The organism is Pseudobacillus sp. FSL P4-0506 (assembly GCF_038003025.1).
Lineage (GTDB): Bacteria > Bacillota > Bacilli > Bacillales > Domibacillaceae > Pseudobacillus.
In genome coordinates this window covers 1,793,849-1,811,947 of sequence record NZ_JBBOOI010000001.1, presented here as the reverse complement: position 1 = coordinate 1,811,947, position 18,099 = coordinate 1,793,849, and the positions used below count along the sequence as shown (strand labels likewise).

Below are 18,099 nucleotides of genomic sequence, written 5' to 3'. Positions count from 1 at the left end.
CGTCTCATTCCCCTACTTACCCTTGCATTTCCTTCATGCGCGCTTCAACAGCGGCACGTTTTTCTAGATAGTCTTTTTCCTTGGCGCGCTCTTCATCAACAACTTTTTGTGGAGCTTTGCTGACGAAGCGCTCATTGCCAAGTTTCTTTTGAACACGTTCAACTTCACTGTTCCATTTATCCCATTCTTTTTGCAAGCGGGCAATTTCCTCTTCGATATTAATTAACCCTTCAAGCGGCAAGATTAGTTCGGCACCTGTGACAACAGCCGTCATCGCTTTGTCAGGGGCTGCAGCAGTCGTTGATAATACAAGTTCCTCCGGATTACAGAAACGCTCGATGTAAGCACGGTTGCTTTCTAATGTGTTCAATACAGTGTCATCTTTCGCTTTGATGATTAACTTAATCTTCTTGCTAAGCGGTGTATTCACTTCCGCGCGGATATTACGTACGGAACGGATAATATCTACAAGCAGCTTCATTTCCTCTGCTGCTTGTTGGTCAGATAGCTCTTCATTCACTTCTGGCCATTTAGCTGTGACGATCGTTTCCCCCTCATGCGGTAGATTCTGCCATATTTCCTCGGTAATAAACGGCATGAATGGGTGTAATAAACGCATCGTGTTATCTAACACATAAGCAAGGATAGAACGGGTCGTTTTCTTGGCTGCTTCATCTTCACCGTAAAGCGGCAGCTTCGCCATTTCAATATACCAATCACAGAAATCATCCCAAATGAAGTTGTAGAGCACGCGGCCGACTTCACCAAACTCGTATCGGTCAGCAAGTTTGGTGACGTTTGCGATCGTATCATTCAAACGCGTTAAAATCCACTTATCAGCAACTGATTTTTCACCACTTAAGTCGATTTCCTCATATTTCAAGCCATCCATGTTCATTAGGGCAAAACGGGAAGCATTCCAAATTTTATTGGCGAAGTTCCAAATAGATTCTACTTTTTCTACAGAGAAACGCAAATCCTGTCCTGGAGAGCTGCCAGTTGATAAGAAGTAGCGCAGAGAGTCAGCCCCATACTGATCAATCACTTCCATCGGATCCACGCCATTACCTAACGATTTACTCATTTTCCGCCCTTCTGAATCACGGACAAGCCCATGAATCAATACATCATTAAACGGACGTTCACCGGTAAACTCAAGCCCTTGGAAGATCATCCGAGAGACCCAGAAGAAAATAATATCGTAACCGGTAACAAGTGCAGCTGTTGGATAGTAGCGTTTAAAGTCTGACGCCTCTTTATCCGGCCAGCCCATCGTAGAAAACGGCCATAATGCCGAGCTAAACCATGTGTCGAGTACATCTTTGTCCTGTTCCCAGTTCTCCGCATCTGCTGGAGCTTCCTGGCCAACGTATACTTCGCCTGTTTCTTTATGGTACCAGGCTGGAATACGATGTCCCCACCAAAGCTGACGGGAAATACACCAGTCACGGATATTTTCCATCCAGTGAAGATATGTTTTCTCAAAACGGTCCGGCACGAAATGTACTTTGTCTTCTTTTGACTGCAATTCGATTGCTTTATCAGCAAGCGGCTGCATCTTTACGAACCATTGAGTCGATAAGTATGGTTCTACAACCGCACCGCTGCGCTCTGAGTGACCGACAGAATGCATATGGTCTTCAATCTTGAAGAGGACGCCTTCCTCCTGTAAGTCTTTCACGATCTGTTTGCGGCAGTCAAAGCGGTCCATGCCGTTGTATTTGCCCGCACGCTCATTCATCGTACCATCCTCATTCATCACGAGAATGCGCTCTAAATCGTGGCGATTGCCAATTTCAAAGTCATTTGGATCGTGAGCCGGTGTAATCTTCACCGCTCCAGAACCGAATTCCATGTCAACGTAGTCATCACCGACGATTGGAATTTCTCGGCCAACGATTGGCAGAACAACCTTTTTACCAATGAGGTGTTTATAACGCTCATCTTCTGGATGAACCGCTACAGCTGTATCACCAAGCATCGTTTCCGGGCGAGTTGTCGCAATTTCAATATGGCCGCTTCCATCTGCAAGCGGGTATTTCATGTGATAAAATGCCCCCTGGACATCTTTGTAAATAACTTCAATGTCCGATAAAGCTGTTTTTGTTGCTGGATCCCAGTTGATAATATATTCACCGCGATAAATTAAACCTTTTTCATATAACGAAACGAATACTTCACGGACTGCTTTTGATAAACCTTCATCCAATGTAAAGCGCTCACGGCTATAATCCAGACCAAGGCCAAGCTTTGCCCATTGCTGGCGGATAAAATTTGCATACTCTTCTTTCCACTTCCATGCTTCTTCTAAAAACTTTTCACGGCCAAGATCATAGCGTGTTTTTCCCTCTTCACGAAGCTTTTGCTCCACTTTCGCCTGTGTGGCAATCCCAGCATGGTCCATCCCTGGAAGCCAAAGCACATCGTAGCCCTGCATCCGCTTCATGCGTGTTAAGATATCTTGCAGTGTCGTATCCCATGCATGGCCGAGGTGCAATTTCCCTGTCACATTCGGCGGCGGGATTACGATGGTATAAGGGGATTTGGTTTGATCGTCTTTCGCTTCAAAATACTGCCCTTTTACCCACCAGTCATACCGTCCCTGTTCAATTGCTTTTGGATCATATTTTGTTGGCATGGACAATTCATTGTTTTCCATCAAGATTTCCTCCTCATTACACAATAAATGTACAAACATTCTGGTCAGTTATCCGCCATATGTGATTGCCTGTTTTTAAACAACAAAAAAACTCCTATCGTCAAAAGGACGAAGGAGTTGTTCGCGGTACCACCTTTTTTCACAGACAGCTGCCTACTGGCAGACCTATCTGGCTCTCAATCCATTAACGGCTGGCAACCGGCTTCCACTACTAAACGGTTCACAGAAGCAGCTCACGGGGGACATTCCAAAGGGTTCTTGCGGAAAACTTTTCAGCCATGAGTTTTCCTCTCTGCAAGCAAGCGCTATCTTTGTACTCTTCCCGGTCTTCGCTTTTCATTATCATTCATATATTATCTGAAAACAGGCAGGGGCGTCAATCTTTCCTCTATTATTTTTTTAGAAAGCCTTTTGATTGCAAGAATTCAAGCATATATGCCCGCCGTGGCTCGGATAAAAAAGCTGCCATGCCGCTCGTCCAGCCTGCATCTTTCTTATTTGTTGTACGGCTTGCATAATATTTATGCATTTGCTCGTCATACTCAGGAAGTAGGCGACTATACTTTTCCTCATCATATACATCTTCATGCAAAATTGCCTTCATTGGCAAGCGTGGCTTTACTTCGTTTGATTCTGCTGGCACACCTACCGTCAATCCAAATAATGGAATCACATAGTCAGGCAATTGAAGCAAGTCGCTGATTGCCTGCGGATTATTACGAACCCCGCCAATATAACAGATGCCATATCCTTTGGATTCGGCGGCTATTACAAAATTTTGGGCAAGTAGAGCCGTATCGATAACAGCTACAAGCAGATTTTCTGCCGTGCTACCTTCGAATTTTTTCCCATGAAGGGTAACGGCTTTTTCCAGACGTTTTAAATCCGCACAGAAAACAAGCGGCAAGGCCGCAGATTCAAATTGCTGTTTATTTTTAGACAGCTCTCCAAGCTTCAGGCGCTTCTCCTCATTCTTCACGCGCACAACGGAATAAGCCTGCACAAAATGAGAGCTTGCGGCATGTTGGGCAACTTCCAACAACTCGTGAAATACTTCATCTGAAATGGGTTCGTCTGTGTATTTTCGAACAGATGCATGAGACTTCAATAAATCTATCATCTTATCCTTCCTTCCTTGTTTGCTTCGTCATATAAAAAGCGTATGTATAGACCTGTTCTTCTTTTAACGTAAATCACCTTTTAAACGCTGTCAACGTTCCTGCTCTCCTCCTCTAAAATCACCTCTCTTTGTTTCCATACATATAGTAAAAGAAGAACCTTTCATAGCACGCTACTCGTGCTTATGAATTCACAGGCAGGTGTAATAATTGAGAAGAAGATACAATCCTTACTCGTTACCTCCATGGCTTCGAACAGTCCGAGCGGTCTGCTGCCAGCTAGCCGTTCCATTTTGCATATTTCAGGGGATTCGAACGATCTTTTTTCCAACGACATTTGATGTGATACTGCTATCTATCCTCGTGTTACTTGCTGTAGCTCTTTACCTTGAATGGATTTAAAAAGACGTCTTGTATGAGCAGACGTCTTTTTAAATATGTATAGATTTAAGGAGTTCTATTCTTTCTTTAGCTATTCAGCCAACTAAAAAATAATATGAATTTTCTCTTTACAAACCAATCTTTCAGGAGTATATTAGCTAAATAAATTTTATATGTAAACTCAATTATACCTTATATCGCTTAATCCCTAAGGAGTGGGGGACCCATTTTTGTGCATCGTCACTTGGGGTGAATCCTTCATTAAGAAGGTAGGGCTACTCTCATGGCCCGAACCCGACAGCTAACCTCATAAGCGTTTGGAGAGGAGGTTTGCTTTGTGTTGTCTTAAAAGAGCACTAAGTAACACCTTAGTGTTCTTTTTTGTGTTTTCTTTAGAATTAAAAGCGCTCTGTGAGCTTTTACTAGGATTGGTAACGATCAAAGGGGGAATTATAATTTTATCAACTTTTTACAGAAGAGCTTTCTTACAGTAAAAATAAACGTATGCTTTCTCACTATATGATTGATTTACTTTTCTGGAGGTCATCATGACACGTTATTCACTAATGAAAAAAGCCTTAATTGGCAAGCCGCTTAAAACGAGTGCACTAGGAGAACAGAGAATCAGTAAGTTAAAGGCGCTGGCTATTTTATCCTCAGACGCCCTTTCGTCTGTAGCTTATGGACCTGAACAAATTTTAATTGTGCTGTCTACAATCGGTCTAGTTGCTTTTTGGTATTCTGTTCCTATTGGCATTGGAGTACTGGTTCTCTTAACGGCCTTAATTCTTTCGTATCGCCAAATTATTTATGCCTATCCGCACGGTGGTGGGGCCTACATTGTCTCGAGAAACAACTTGGGAGAAAATGCCGGACTCATTGCAGGAGGCTCCCTATTAGTAGATTATATTTTAACCGTAGCGGTGAGTGTATCAGCCGGAACCGACGCTCTCACCTCTGCTTTTCCGCAATTGCACGAACATAATGTATCTATTGCTGCTTTACTAGTTGTATTAATTACGATTTTGAATTTACGAGGGGTAACAGAATCTGCTTCTGTTCTTGCTTATCCAGTATATTTATTTGTAGCCGCCTTACTTCTTCTTTCAGCCGTAGGTTTATGGAAAATTGCAACCGGACAAATACCGAGTGATCTGCACTCTCCGATCGGAACAGCCGTTCCTGGCATCAGTCTGTTTTTATTGCTCAGAGCTTTCTCATCCGGCTGTTCAGCTCTTACTGGAGTAGAGGCTGTTTCTAATGCGGTTCCTAACTTTAAGGAACCCGCTGCTAAAAATGCAGCAAACACCTTAATAATGATGGGGATTATCTTGGCGATTCTTTTTTCTGGCATTATGTTTTTAGCTTATTGGCTAGGAATCACTCCTAAAGCAGAAGAAACAGTGGTATCACAAATTTCGTCTGAAGTATTCGGTAGAAATTTCATTTATTACTTTGTTCAAGGAACTACAGCTCTTATTTTAGTTCTTGCGGCTAATACTGGTTTTTCTGCTTTTCCATTGCTAGCCGTTAACTTAGCAACGGACAAGTATATTCCACGGATGTTTCTCATGCGTGGAGACCGGCTTGGTTACTCAAATGGAATCGTCACGCTCGGCATCATGTCTATTCTACTTATCGTGGCTTTTAGGGGGGAAACTGAACAGCTTATTCCATTGTATGCCGTTGGTGTATTTATTCCCTTCACCCTTTCCCAATCAGGCATGATTGTAAAGTGGGTAAAAGAGAAGCCTGTTGGCTGGACGTATAAATTAACAGTTAATTTAATCGGCGCGCTCATTAGCTTAACTGTTGTGGTGATTTTCTTTACCACTAAGTTTTCTCAAGTGTGGCCTGTGCTAGTTTTCTTACCGATTATTATCTTTATGTTTCATCGAATTAAAAGTCATTATATGGCAACAGGTGAACAACTGAGAATTAAATCTGGAGAAGAAGCACTTCAATTTAAAGGAAATGTCGTCATTGTCCCGGTTGCCGGCATTACAAAGGTAGTTGAAAATTCCTTAAATTATGCCGAACTAATCGGTGATACTGTCATTGCTGTTTACGTCGCTTTTGACCGTGAAAGCGAACGACAAATGGAGGAGAGATGGAGAAAGTGGAAGCCTAATGTCCGTCTTGTTACTCTGCATTCTCAATATAGAAGCTTAATGAGGCCTCTCGCCCGGTTTATTGACATAGCCGTGGAAAAAGCGAATGAAAGGAACCATACCTTAACCGTACTTATTCCACAATTCATTACGAAGAAGAGATGGCAGGACATATTACACAATCAGTCGAGCTTACGTTTAAGAATCTACCTTCTTTATCAAAAGAATGTCATTGTCACTACCGTCCCTTATCGATTTAAAAAATAATCTTTACTCAAATTACGAAACACCTCTTCGAGAGGATGACAGGGCTTTGTGCATATTCCAGAGAAGAAGAGCTAAAATTAACCATTGCAAGATTGATAAGAATTGACTATAATTCTAGTGTCAATTAAATATTCCCATTTACCGATGGGATAGAGGCTGCAGCTTATATGAGTAAAGCGGAAGAGAGACAATGACATCTATGACTCCGTTTGAAAGGATAAACTGCCGAAGTGTGGACAGGTCATTGTCTGTTCATGCTGGGGATGTTTTCGAACAGGAACATCACTGTCGCGTTATTTAACGTGGAGGGCTATCTTCGGAAGGATTAAACGGACTTGTTAACAGCCGTCGATCTTCTTCGACGGCTGTTTTTTATTTGCCCTTGAAATGATTCAATCTTTATCACGAAAAGGAGTGCACAATATTGAGGAATACAGTTACGTCATCATCATCGACATCATCATCAAAGCCCAATCAGTTGAAGAGGACTCTAAAAGCACGCCATCTAACGATGATTTCTCTCGGAGGATCCATCGGAACAGGGATATTTTTAGCAAGCGGCGGAGCTATTCATAATGCCGGTCCTGGAGGGGCACTGCTCGCTTATGCAGCAATCGGAGTAATGGTCTATTTCTTAATGACGAGCCTTGCAGAAATGGCGGCCTATATGCCGGTAGCTGGTTCCTTTAAGGTATATGCATCAAAATTTGTTGATCCGGCCCTTGGATTTGCCATCGGCTGGAATTATTGGTACAACTGGGCGATTACCATTGCTGCAGAACTTGCCGCTGCAGTGCTCATTATGAAATTTTGGTTCCCTGACAGTCCTTCCATTCTCTGGAGCGGTCTCGCACTTTTAATTATGTTTGGCTTGAATTTTATGTCTGCCAAAGGATTTGGAGAATCAGAATTTTGGTTTGCACTTATTAAAGTAGTCACTATTATTTTATTTATTGTTACCGGTTTGTTTATGATTTTTGGTATTATGGGCGGCGAAGCCATTGGCCTCACAAACTTTACAATTAAAGACGCTCCTTTCAATGGCGGGTTTTTAGCTGTTTTAGGTGTTTTCATGGCAGCTGGCTTCTCTTTCCAAGGCACGGAGCTGCTCGGAGTAGCCGCCGGTGAAAGTGAAGAACCAGAAAAAAATATTCCTAAAGCTATTAATTCTGTATTTTGGCGCATTTTGCTTTTTTATATTTTAGCTATTCTTGTGATCGGATTGATTCTCCCATACACAGACGAACGTCTGCTAAGTGACTCTGTTTCTGTAAGTCCCTTCACGCTAGTGTTTGAACGGGCAGGTTTTGCTTTTGCTGCTTCTGTTATGAATGCTATCATACTCACTTCTGTATTGTCCGCAGGCAATTCAGGCATGTATGCTTCCACCCGTATGCTCTGGGACTTGGCACGTGATGGACAGGCCCCAAAATTTTTGGCTCGCCTTGACAAAAGAGGGGTACCGGTCAATGCGCTCATTATTACCACATTGGTCGGTTCTCTCGCATTTCTAACTACTTTCTTTGGCGACGGCGCTGTCTATGTTTGGCTGTTAAACGCTTCCGGAATGGCTGGTTTCGTCACATGGCTCGGGATCGCCATTAGTCACTATCGCTTCCGTCGGGCTTTTATCGCTCAAGGAGGGGACGTAACCACTCTTCCTTATCGTGCAAAATGGTTTCCAATTGGGCCATTGTTGGCACTTATTCTATGTACTTTCGTCATTTTGGGCCAAAATTTCCAAGCGTTTATGGGAGGCCAAATTGACTGGAATGGAGTCCTTGTTTCCTATATTGGTCTTCCTCTATTCTTGATCTTTTGGATTGCTTACAAAATCAAACACAAAACGAAAGTCATTCCTTTGGAAGAATGTGATTTCAACAGGGACTAATAGGTTATTGCTAAAGCAGAAGTAAAATTTTATCAAAGACATTATACGAGGATTACGATTACACCTTGTCAGAGCTGGAGGAATTTCATTCCTCCAGCCATTTTTTTATTCTTCCTCTTCTTTTAAGTCTGTGACGAAATACTCGATATTTTTTAACTGCCAATAATTTTGCTGCAGCTGATCCGTATAGCGATACTCGTTTTGTTTTCTTTGTGCCGAGAAATAGGCAGCTGCTGTCTCATAAAGCGCTCCCGGGTAAGCAATATAGCTTTGGAATAAAAGTTTCTCCCCTTTTTTCAGCGGAAAAAAATTTGTATAGTAACTGAATAACTCTCTCGCTAAAGCTGATCTTTCTGGGTACCCCTTCAATGTACGGGAGAAATAGGGAATTAAATCATGAATCGGCGTGGCTCTGCGAGATTGCTCCAAGTTAATAAAGTAGCCTCCCCCCCCTCGATCAATAAGAAAATGACCTGGGTCCAGTTTGCCATGAACCTGGACCGTTCTCTCTTTCTCCTCTTCCTCTGTTGCCTCTTTCCATTCTTTCAACTTTTCCTTGGCATAGAAAAAAGCTTGGCGAACATCTGTATAATAAAGACAAAACAACAATTGAAACGGAGACATATATGTTTCCCTTTCTGAAAGCTCTAAAAATTGCTCTAAGTGCTCTTCCTGTCTTTCCCACAAAGCCTTGACCTGTTCATATTGATAGATCCGCGCCTCCTTCGCTACAGCTACATCCGTGGAAGAAACGAAATGCAGCCTGGCAACCTCCCGAATCATCTTTTTTTCTCTCTCGGCTATTTCTTGCTCACCACTTTCGATCCACGGCATTAAATAATAAATATGAGCTCCCTCTAAAATGCCATATCTGCCATCCAAAGCCGGATAAACAGGAACAAATCGGTGATAACCCGTCTGGTAAAGCTTTTGCATATTGAATAAAAAATCCATCCCTTGTACTGAAGGAATTCTTTTTAAAGCAAAATTCCCTTTATCTGTTGATATTTTTTGCACGTGGCCTAATGTTTCTATGTGCAAAGGGGTTAATCCGTAGCTTCTCCAAATAGCTGAATAGGGCTGTTCCACTTTCTTCACCCGCTTTATAAAAAATAAGGCTGTCCCACCTTTAATCGGGAACAGCCGGATCATTAACGAGAATTCGGTATATAGAGTACCTGGCCTTCTTCAATGCTTTGGCTGGTCTCCAATTTGTTTTCTCGGACTAAGTCAGCTACCGGTAACTCATACCGCTCAGCAATCTTTTGGAGTGTATCATCTCTCTGCACAAGACAAACCTTCCAGGTTACAGCTTCCTCTGACTCTTTCCTTGAGAAGAAATCTGCTAGCGACATCGTTTCCGTTTTTTTCAAGCTAAATGACTTTTTCTTTTTCTGTGTGTTCTCCTCCTCCATTTCCTTTGAGGACGACTCTGCCATATGGGCTGGCTCTTGAGCCGGAGACTCTGTTAGCTCTGAAACATTAGGAACTTCATGATGAGATGACGGACTCGCGGAAGCAGACTCCATTATGGACAATGATTCAAGCACATTAGGAGATTCTTCGATTGCTGCAACTGCGGAATGATTGCTTTCCATCTCCAAAACAATATTTGGAGATTCTTTCTGCTGTTTTTCTTCTCTTTGTTCACTCATTGGTGGAACTGAAACTTCCTTCTTCTCTTCCTCAAGCACATCAGGTTGCCTTTTGACTTCAACCGAAAAATCTGTCTCCCTTCCTGTTTCCTCTGAGCCGCCTGCATCATTCACATCCAACTTTAAAATTGAAAACCCTGGTTCGTCATTTTTTACATTTTCTTCTTGTTCTATTTGTAACTCTTCGTCTGCTGGTGTCATTTCAACTAATTCATTCACCTGCTCTCTTTCTTTCTCTTCTTCCTCTTCCATGATCCCTGATATTGATAGATCGACTGTTAATTTCAAATTTGCTTTTTCAGGGAATTCATAGTCAAACGAATCAATGTAAATCTCCACATCTTCCATTTTAGCAATGCGTGATTTAGGAATCGTTATATCAATCGGAAAGTGATGAAAGAATTCACACTCATTCTCTCCGCGCTCCAGCACTTGTTGCACATATTTATAAGTAGGTGTATCCAGTGGTTCGGTTTGCTGCTCTGATGGAGCGTATTCTCCAGAAAGTTCCAAGAAACCGTGCATTCTAATAAATTCATCTGTTTCTTCAGTTTGAATTTGCGGATCAAGAGAAATAGAATATAATTCTCCTACTTCCTGACCACTCGTAAAACGGACAGTTTCTTCTAATGAAAACCGCAAATATGACAGGTCTTGAGACGCCACTTCATTTCCTCCTTTCTATTCATCGGCCTTATGCCATCCATTTGTTTATACAACGGCAAGATATTCCTATTGATCTTCTTTCACAATTTATTTGTATGACGCTTCTCTAAGAAATATGAAAGATTGCCTCATTCTATTTAGAATACGAAAAAAAACCGCCAGCATATAGCCAGGCGGTTTTTTCTATTATTATTTCTTTAGGCGGCTGAACGCTTTTTCAGCTGCAGCAATCGTATGCTCAATATCTTCTTCAGTATGGGCGCTGGATAAAAATAACCCTTCAAACTGAGATGGCGGCAAAAACACACCTTCATTTGCCATCTCCCGGTAATATTCAGCAAACAGTGCAAGATCAGATGTTTTTGCCTTTTCATAATTGGTTACATGTTCGTTAGTAAAGAAGAGGCCAATCATCGAACCAGCGCGGTTAAATGTAATCGGAATGTTATGCTTTTGTGCAGCTTCGGTCAATCCTTCTTCCAGGCGATCTGCTTTGCGTCCGAACTCCTCGTATATCTCTGGTGTTAACTGCCGGAGTGTTTCCAATCCGGCAGCCATCGCCATTGGATTTCCAGAAAGAGTGCCTGCCTGATAAATTGGTCCGCTTGGAGCAATTTGATTCATAATATCTGCCCGGCCACCATAGGCACCAACCGGCAGCCCACCACCGATTACCTTGCCAAGGCACGTAAGGTCAGGCGTGATGCCAAAGAATCCTTGCGCACAGTTATAACCGACACGGAAACCAGTCATAACCTCATCAAAAATAAGGAGAGCACCGTTATCCTGCGTTACTTCACGAAGTCCTTCCAAGAAACCAGGCTGTGGCGGTACAACGCCCATATTGCCTGCAACAGGTTCAACAATGACACAAGCAATGTCCTCACCAAATTGTTCAAAAGCATATTTAACACCGTCAAGATCATTGTAAGGTACGGTAATTGTGTTCTTCGCCACGCTCTCAGGAACGCCTGGACTATCTGGCAATCCTAAAGTAGCCACACCAGAACCAGCTTTAATTAAGAGGGAATCGCCATGACCATGGTAACAGCCTTCGAATTTTACTATTTTACTGCGGCCTGTAAAACCGCGGGCAAGACGAAGCGCACTCATGGTGGCCTCCGTCCCAGAAGAGACCATACGAACCACTTCAATAGACGGAACACGCTCGATCACAAGCTTCGCTAGTTCATTTTCAATGAGAGTCGAGGCACCAAAGCTCGTCCCAGTTTCAGCCGTCTTTTTCAAAGCTTCTACAACTTGATCATTCGCATGGCCCAAAATAAGTGGCCCCCACGATAAAACATAGTCAATGTACTCATTGCCATCAATATCGTAAATCTTAGAGCCCTTCCCCCGTTCCATAAAAATTGGATCCATATTTACGGACTTAAAGGCGCGAACTGGGCTGTTCACCCCTCCTGGCATTAATTTAACCGCCTCTTGGAAGGCTTGCTTTGATTTTTCGTAAGAACGCATACAAGAACCCCCTTATTGTTCATCCAGCCAGCGGGCTGCATCTTTAGCAAAATACGTAATAATTAGATCGGCACCTGCTCTTTTCATGCTGATCAACTTTTCCATAACGATTGCCTTTTCATCGATCCAGCCGTTCAATGCCGCAGCCTTCACCATGGAGTATTCACCGCTCACATTATAAGCGACAATTGGCAATTTAAATTCATTTCTCATGTCACGCACGATGTCCAAATAAGAAAGAGCGGGTTTGACGATTAAGAAATCAGCCCCTTCTTCTACATCTGACTCTGCCTCGCGAAAAGCTTCCAGGCGATTAGCCGGGTCCATTTGATAGGTTTTTCGATCACCAAACTGCGGAGTAGATTCGGCTGCGTCACGGAAAGGCCCGTAAAAGCCTGATGAGTATTTAACGGCATAAGACATGATCGGTACATCAGTGAAGCCTGCTTCATCCAATCCACGGCGAATAGCAGCGACAAACCCATCCATCATATTAGATGGAGCAATGATGTCGGCACCTGCTTCAGCCTGGCTGACTGCTGTTTTAGCAAGCAAACTTAATGATGGATCGTTTAACACTTTGCTGCCCTCGATCACTCCGCAATGGCCATGGTCTGTATACTCACATAAACACGTATCAGCGATAACCACCATATCCGGATAGTGCCCCTTAATAAAGCGTGTTGCCTGCTGAACAATGCCGTGATCATGATAGGCACCCGTTCCTTCTGCATCTTTTTCAGCTGGTACGCCGAATAAAATGACAGATTTTAACCCGAGCGCTAGAATTTCGTCCATTTCTGCTTTCAAGCGATCCATTGACAAATGATACACACCAGGCATGGAAGGGACTTCTTTTTTTATGTTTTCGCCTTCTACAATAAAGAGAGGATAAATAAAGTCCTCTTTATGAAGATAAGTTTCACGTACCAATGCACGCATATTAGCTGATTGGCGCAAGCGGCGATGACGTTTAAATTGTAATTCCATTACTCTTCTTCCTTTCTGAAATAGCGGGCAATTGCCTCTGCCAACGATTCGCTCGTATATACCTCTGGGCAAATCTGCGTATGAAGACCGAAGCGGTCCGCTTCTTTTTTAGTTACTGGGCCGATGCAGGCAACAACAGAATGTTCCAGCGTGTGCATGCCCACTTCCTTTATTGCTTTCATAAAATGACGGACAGCAGAAGGACTTGTGAATGTGAGGATGTCCGCTTTATTCGTTACAAGTAAATCAATTAATTGCTGATTTGCTTCTTCGGGGAAATATGTTTCATAAACGATCCATTCGTCAGCCGTCATCCCTTTTTCCCTGAGGGCGTCAGCAATAGCTGTTCTGGCAAGATTCCCCTTCGGAATTAACACCTTTTTCGCTTCAAAGCGCCCTCCGGTAATTTCTTCTACAAACTGATCAGCGGAAAATTTCTCGGGAATATACTCAGCATGAAATCCGTAGTTTTGGAGCACAGCAGCTGTTTTCGTTCCAATAGCAGCAAAACGGCCACGTATAACTGTGCGGTCTATGTTTCTATTCTTTAGCTGCTGAAAGAAAAAATCGACACCATTTTTACTCGTTAAGATAATCCAATCATATGTAGACAATTGCTGCAACCATTCTTCCTCACGATCATCTGAGAAAGACTGGAAAGCGATCAGGGGAACGAAGTGAACGATTCCCCCGGCTGTTTCTATTTTATCAATAAATGAAGCTGCTTGTCCTCTTGGACGGGTCACTAATACATGCTTGCCTGCAAGCGGCCGACCGGGTGTCATTCGGCATCAAGCTCTGCTTTCACCGCTTCAATCAATTCTTTAGCGCCACGTCCCGAAAGCAAAGCTGCTGCTTCTACACCCACAGCTTGCGGATCGCTGCCTCTTACTATTTCCTTATAAATCGTTTTTCCATCTGGTGAGGCGACAAGAGCAGTTAGCACGGTTTCATTGCCGTCAGCTACAGCAAACCCGGCGATGGGCACCTGACAGCCGCCTTCCATCTTGTGAAGGAAAGCCCGCTCAGCAGTCACCGTTTTCGTCGTTTCCTCGTTGGCAAAAGCAGCGAGCAGCTCAAGTAATTCTTTATCATCTTCCCGGCATTCAATAGCAAGGGCTCCCTGGCCTACTGCAGGCAGGCAAAGTTCTGGCTCCAAAAATTCTGTTACAACGTCAGAGGCCCATCCCATGCGTGACAAGCCTGCCGCGGCCAAAATAATCGCATCGTATTCCTCAGTTTCAAGCTTTGCTAAACGCGTATCGATATTGCCTCGAATCCATTTAATTTCCAAATCCGGGCGAGCAGCTAACAGTTGGGCGCTGCGGCGCAGACTACTCGTACCGATAACGGCCCCTGCTGGCATATCCTTAAGCTTTACATGATCTTTTGAAATGAAAGCATCACGGTGATCTTCCCGCACTGGAATACAGCCAATGGTCAATCCCTCGGGAAGCTCAGCTGGCATGTCTTTCATGCTATGCACGGCCATATCAATTTCCTTATCATACATGGCCTGCTCAATTTCCTTGACGAACAAGCCTTTCCCGCCCACCTTAGAGAGCGTAACATCCAGGATGCGATCGCCCTTTGTAACGATTTCTTTTACTTCAAAGTCGTATTCCGGCTTTAACTTTTTCAACTGGCTAATCACCCAGTTTGTTTGTGTTAAAGCTAGCTTGCTTCGGCGGGAGCCGACAATAATTTTTCTCATAATATCCCCCTGCTTTGCTTTTAAGTGTACCAAAAGTGAAACGACGAAAATCGGCTCACTAGGAAAAAGTTAATTAAAATAATTAAAAAGGCAGCAGTGTTCAACAGTGCCAATGATTTGCCATAAAGGCCCTTGCGAACTTTCAGGTAAAGGTAAATGCCGTAAATAATCAACAGAATAAAAGAAGTAATAATTTTCACGTCATACCAGCTTACATCCGGCAGTTTAATAAACTTCCAGATCAACCCAAGAATTAAGCTTAGCAACAGCATTGGCACTCCGACTGCATTTGATACGTATGAAAATTTCGTCAGCTTATCTAAATCACCTAGACGCCATAAACGCTGACTCCATTTTTTCATTTTTAATAGCCTGTACTGCAGCAAATAAAGTGCAGAAAAAATAAAAGAAAGCGAGAATGCAGCGTACGACAAAATGGCCATTGTAATATGAATAAGCAGCAATTCAGAAACGAGCTGTTCCGCCATCGCCTGAGATTCCATTTGCACAGGGGCAAATGTGTGTATCGCCATAATGGCAAAGCCAATCATATTAGTAAAGAAAACGGTAAAATCCATACGCAGCAGCCGGTTAATAACCAATGAAAGCGTAATTAAGATCCACGCATAAAAATAAAGCCCTTCAAAAAGGGTAAGAACCGGAAAACGGCCGGTTTTGAACATATATAAAAACAAAAAAATTGTTTGAAGAACCCAAACAATCGATAAAGTCCAGAAGGCGACTTTATTCGCCTTCCGGTTCTGATTTAAAAAGTCGATAAAATACAGCATAACACTCAGCGCATATAAAATTACCATCAATTCGTGGAGCCTGGCCATTCCTTGTTCAAACATCAAGTAACCCCGCTTACACTTGGAATAATGGCTTTGTCTGAATCTGCTGGGTAGACTGTTCCGCTGTTTTTACCTGCTTCTCTGCTTTCACTTCTTCTTCAATGTTAAAGATTTGTGTAAACAGAGCCAGCTTTTCAGCCGAACGTTTATCCCCAGCGAGTTCCTTCGCCTGTAAAATTGGATCCTTTAACAGCTGATTAATAATACTTTTTGTATGCTTGTTTAATACTTTTCGTTCACGATCTGTTAGGTTAGGCATTTTTCGTTCGATGCTGACCATTGTTTCTGCCTGGATGGCAAGCGCTTTTTGACGAAGAGCGGAAATAACCGGAACGACTCCCAGCATATTAATCCAATCGTTAAAAGCGACGATTTCTGCTTCGATCATCAATTCAATCTTTTCAGCCGCTTTCTGACGCTCTGCCATGTTTGCTTGTACAATGCCTTCCAGATCATCGATATCATAAAGAAAAACACTTTCCAGATCAGAAATAGCCGGATCAAGATCACGCGGAACAGCGATATCAACCATAAACAATGGTTTTCCTTTACGCATTTTTTCCACGACGGCCATTCTTTCTTTCGTAATAACATAGCCGCTTGAGCCCGTAGAACTGATTAAAATATCGGCTTCCACGAGAGCACATTGAAGCTCTGCCAAAGTTTTGGCATTGCCGTCAAATTTCTCAGCAAGCGCAACTGCTTTTTCAAACGTCCGGTTCACAACTGTCACTTTTGTAGCTCCGCTGCCATGCAGATTTTGAATGGCAAGCTCACCCATTTTGCCAGCACCAACAACAAGCACGTGCTTGCCGGAAAGACTGCCGAAAATCTTCTTAGCGAGCTCTACAGCCGCATAGCTGACAGATACCGCATTCGCGCCAATTTCCGTTTCCGCATGCGCTTTCTTGGCCAGTGTGATGGCTTGTTTGAATAAATGATTAAAGACCGTGCCCGTTGCCTCAATCTCCTGGCTTCTTAAAAAGCTCGAACGAACTTGTCCCAAAATTTGCGTCTCGCCAAGGACCATGGAATTCAATCCACTTGTTACTTTCAACAAGTGCTCGACTGCCGCTTCCTGCTCATGAATAAATAGAAAAGGAGTGAATTCTTCCTTTTCCATGTTAAACCATTCAGATAAGAAATGTTTAATATAATAACGCCCTGTATGGAGCTGATCGACGACCGCATAAATTTCTGTCCGGTTGCAAGTGGAAAGAATGACATTTTCCAAAATGCTTTTTTGCTTACGGAGCTCTGACATGGCTTTTTCTAAGTCCGTGTCCTGAAAAGATAATCGTTCACGTATCTCCACTGGGGCTGTTTTGTAGTTTAGTCCCACCACAATAATATGCACGTTCTCAGCACCCCCATAAAAATCTGTTATATTCATTATAACACGGAACAAATTTTCCTTATTCACAAATTGTGAACATATGCTAACATTAAAACCAATAAACCTTTTTAAACCCAATAGCAAGCGTAACAAAATAAGAACTAAGATTCAAGTTAGGAATATGGAAAGCGGGGAAACTATTTATGAAGCAGCAGCGAATTTTTCCGGGAACCATTTTAATCGGATTCGGTTTATATTTCTTTTTGCAGCAGGCTGCTATCGTCTGGTTTCAGCCCTTTTTAAGCTGGCCAACACTTTTGATTGTTATCGGACTTGCGTTCTTAGCGGACGCTTACAGCGGCAAAGAAGGGAATAATATTTTGCCCGGTGTTATTCTGACAGGCTTTGGTGTTCACTTTCATGTGGTGAATCATTTTGGCTTTTGGTCTAATGACACTGGCGTCTTTATCTTAATCATTGCACTCGGATTCTTGCTTCAGTATCAGAAAACGAGAAACGGTCTGTTTCAAGGATTGCTATTTCTTATTCTTGCCGTTATCACCCTCTTTTATGATAAAGTAATCGAGTGGCTTGGCTTGCTTGAGAATCGAGCGCTCTCCCTCTGGCAATTTTGGCCTGTTATTCTAATTGTCATTGGCGGTTATTTACTATTTGTGAAAAAGAAATAAATTGAGCGAATAGAGAAGGAAACCAGACCACCCAAATACATACTTTAAAGCCCTTTTAAAACTGCAGCAGCCCGCCACACTTTTATTAGGTCTATTTAACGGGCTACCCTTCCTTCTATTCCCTTGTTCGGTATCACTTTATCCTTCTTAAGTCCTTTTATAAAAGATTTAAAGAAAACACAGCTGCTGCCTTTAGATGGAATTTCTTTCATAGGAATTCCTCTTTTTTTTTGCTTGGCTCTGTTGATCTTTCCTGGAGTCGCCACCTTCCGCTACAATCAACTATTGA

General features: G+C 42.8%; 14 protein-coding genes, 2 riboswitches and 1 other annotated feature. Of the genes, 4 read left to right on the top strand and 10 right to left on the bottom strand.

Going from position 1 to position 18,099, the window contains the following annotated elements; all coding sequences use genetic code 11:
- Positions 1-16: 16 nt before the first annotated feature.
- Positions 17-2,659 (bottom strand): valine--tRNA ligase, encoded by a 2,643-nt coding sequence (locus tag MKZ02_RS08830; RefSeq protein ID WP_340853106.1) that lies wholly within the window; start codon positions 2,657-2,659, stop codon positions 17-19.
- Between the two features lie 101 nt (positions 2,660-2,760).
- Positions 2,761-2,998 (bottom strand) — a binding site (T-box leader).
- Positions 2,999-3,050: 52 nt separating this feature from the next.
- The gene (gene nfsA, locus MKZ02_RS08825; protein ID WP_340853104.1) at positions 3,051-3,779 is read right to left on the bottom strand and encodes an oxygen-insensitive NADPH nitroreductase; all 729 of its coding nucleotides are present in this window, start codon (positions 3,777-3,779) and stop codon (positions 3,051-3,053) included.
- 208 nt (positions 3,780-3,987) lie between these two features.
- On the opposite strand from nfsA, the gene MKZ02_RS08820 reads away from it, so the two are divergent.
- The 3 genes from MKZ02_RS08820 to MKZ02_RS08810 all read left to right on the top strand — a co-directional run bounded on the left by MKZ02_RS08820 (position 3,988) and on the right by MKZ02_RS08810 (position 8,427).
- Complete coding sequence (locus tag MKZ02_RS08820) at positions 3,988-4,179, top strand: hypothetical protein (RefSeq protein WP_065409421.1); 192 nt, start codon at positions 3,988-3,990, stop codon at positions 4,177-4,179.
- 167 nt (positions 4,180-4,346) lie between these two features.
- Positions 4,347-4,488: riboswitch (cyclic di-AMP (ydaO/yuaA leader) on the top strand.
- 218 nt (positions 4,489-4,706) lie between these two features.
- Positions 4,707-6,536, top strand: coding sequence for an APC family permease (locus MKZ02_RS08815; protein ID WP_340853100.1), 1,830 nt, complete (start codon positions 4,707-4,709; stop codon positions 6,534-6,536).
- Between the two features lie 142 nt (positions 6,537-6,678).
- Positions 6,679-6,857, top strand: a riboswitch (Lysine riboswitch).
- A gap of 100 nt (positions 6,858-6,957) precedes the next feature.
- Positions 6,958-8,427, top strand: a complete 1,470-nt coding sequence (locus MKZ02_RS08810) for an amino acid permease (protein ID WP_406909913.1) — start codon at positions 6,958-6,960, stop codon at positions 8,425-8,427.
- 105 nt (positions 8,428-8,532) lie between these two features.
- Here the strand turns inward: MKZ02_RS08810 and ysxE are convergent, their stop codons facing one another.
- From ysxE to hemA, 8 genes are all read right to left on the bottom strand, one after another.
- Positions 8,533-9,516 (bottom strand): spore coat protein YsxE, encoded by a 984-nt coding sequence (gene ysxE, locus MKZ02_RS08805; RefSeq protein WP_340853098.1) that lies wholly within the window; start codon positions 9,514-9,516, stop codon positions 8,533-8,535.
- Between the two features lie 62 nt (positions 9,517-9,578).
- The gene (spoVID, locus tag MKZ02_RS08800) at positions 9,579-10,748 is read right to left on the bottom strand and encodes a stage VI sporulation protein D (RefSeq protein ID WP_340853096.1); all 1,170 of its coding nucleotides are present in this window, start codon (positions 10,746-10,748) and stop codon (positions 9,579-9,581) included.
- Between the two features lie 189 nt (positions 10,749-10,937).
- Positions 10,938-12,227, bottom strand: coding sequence for a glutamate-1-semialdehyde 2,1-aminomutase (gene hemL, locus MKZ02_RS08795; protein ID WP_340853094.1), 1,290 nt, complete (start codon positions 12,225-12,227; stop codon positions 10,938-10,940).
- A gap of 12 nt (positions 12,228-12,239) precedes the next feature.
- Positions 12,240-13,217: a porphobilinogen synthase gene (gene hemB / locus MKZ02_RS08790; RefSeq protein ID WP_340853093.1), complete on the bottom strand. Its 978-nt coding sequence runs from the start codon at positions 13,215-13,217 to the stop codon at positions 12,240-12,242.
- Positions 13,217-14,002, bottom strand: a complete 786-nt coding sequence (locus tag MKZ02_RS08785) for a uroporphyrinogen-III synthase (RefSeq protein WP_340853092.1) — start codon at positions 14,000-14,002, stop codon at positions 13,217-13,219. The genes hemB and MKZ02_RS08785 overlap by 1 nt, the downstream gene beginning before the upstream one ends.
- Positions 13,999-14,931 (bottom strand): hydroxymethylbilane synthase, encoded by a 933-nt coding sequence (gene hemC / locus MKZ02_RS08780; protein WP_340853091.1) that lies wholly within the window; start codon positions 14,929-14,931, stop codon positions 13,999-14,001. Before hemC ends, MKZ02_RS08785 begins: the two co-directional genes overlap by 4 nt.
- Before the next feature lie 20 nt (positions 14,932-14,951).
- Positions 14,952-15,785, bottom strand: a complete 834-nt coding sequence (locus MKZ02_RS08775; protein WP_340853089.1) for a cytochrome C assembly family protein — start codon at positions 15,783-15,785, stop codon at positions 14,952-14,954.
- Between the two features lie 13 nt (positions 15,786-15,798).
- Entirely contained in the window at positions 15,799-17,142 is a 1,344-nt protein-coding gene (gene hemA, locus MKZ02_RS08770; protein WP_120037843.1) for a glutamyl-tRNA reductase, read from the bottom strand.
- Between the two features lie 182 nt (positions 17,143-17,324).
- Between hemA and MKZ02_RS08765 the strand changes: the two genes are divergently transcribed.
- Entirely contained in the window at positions 17,325-17,810 is a 486-nt protein-coding gene (locus MKZ02_RS08765; protein ID WP_120033483.1) for a LiaI-LiaF-like domain-containing protein, read from the top strand.
- The last annotated feature ends 289 nt before the right edge of the window (positions 17,811-18,099 follow it).

Coding starts and splice junctions, on each gene's coding strand:
- MKZ02_RS08830 (WP_340853106.1), bottom strand. CDS start 2,659: ATGGAAAACAATGAATTGTCCATGCCAACAAAATATGATCCAAAAGCA.
- nfsA (WP_340853104.1), bottom strand. CDS start 3,779: ATGATAGATTTATTGAAGTCTCATGCATCTGTTCGAAAATACACAGAC.
- MKZ02_RS08815 (WP_340853100.1), top strand. CDS start 4,707: ATGACACGTTATTCACTAATGAAAAAAGCCTTAATTGGCAAGCCGCTT.
- hemL (WP_340853094.1), bottom strand. CDS start 12,227: ATGCGTTCTTACGAAAAATCAAAGCAAGCCTTCCAAGAGGCGGTTAAA.
- hemB (WP_340853093.1), bottom strand. CDS start 13,217: ATGGAATTACAATTTAAACGTCATCGCCGCTTGCGCCAATCAGCTAAT.
- MKZ02_RS08785 (WP_340853092.1), bottom strand. CDS start 14,002: ATGACACCCGGTCGGCCGCTTGCAGGCAAGCATGTATTAGTGACCCGT.
- hemC (WP_340853091.1), bottom strand. CDS start 14,931: ATGAGAAAAATTATTGTCGGCTCCCGCCGAAGCAAGCTAGCTTTAACA.
- MKZ02_RS08775 (WP_340853089.1), bottom strand. CDS start 15,785: ATGTTTGAACAAGGAATGGCCAGGCTCCACGAATTGATGGTAATTTTA.
- MKZ02_RS08765 (WP_120033483.1), top strand. CDS start 17,325: ATGAAGCAGCAGCGAATTTTTCCGGGAACCATTTTAATCGGATTCGGT.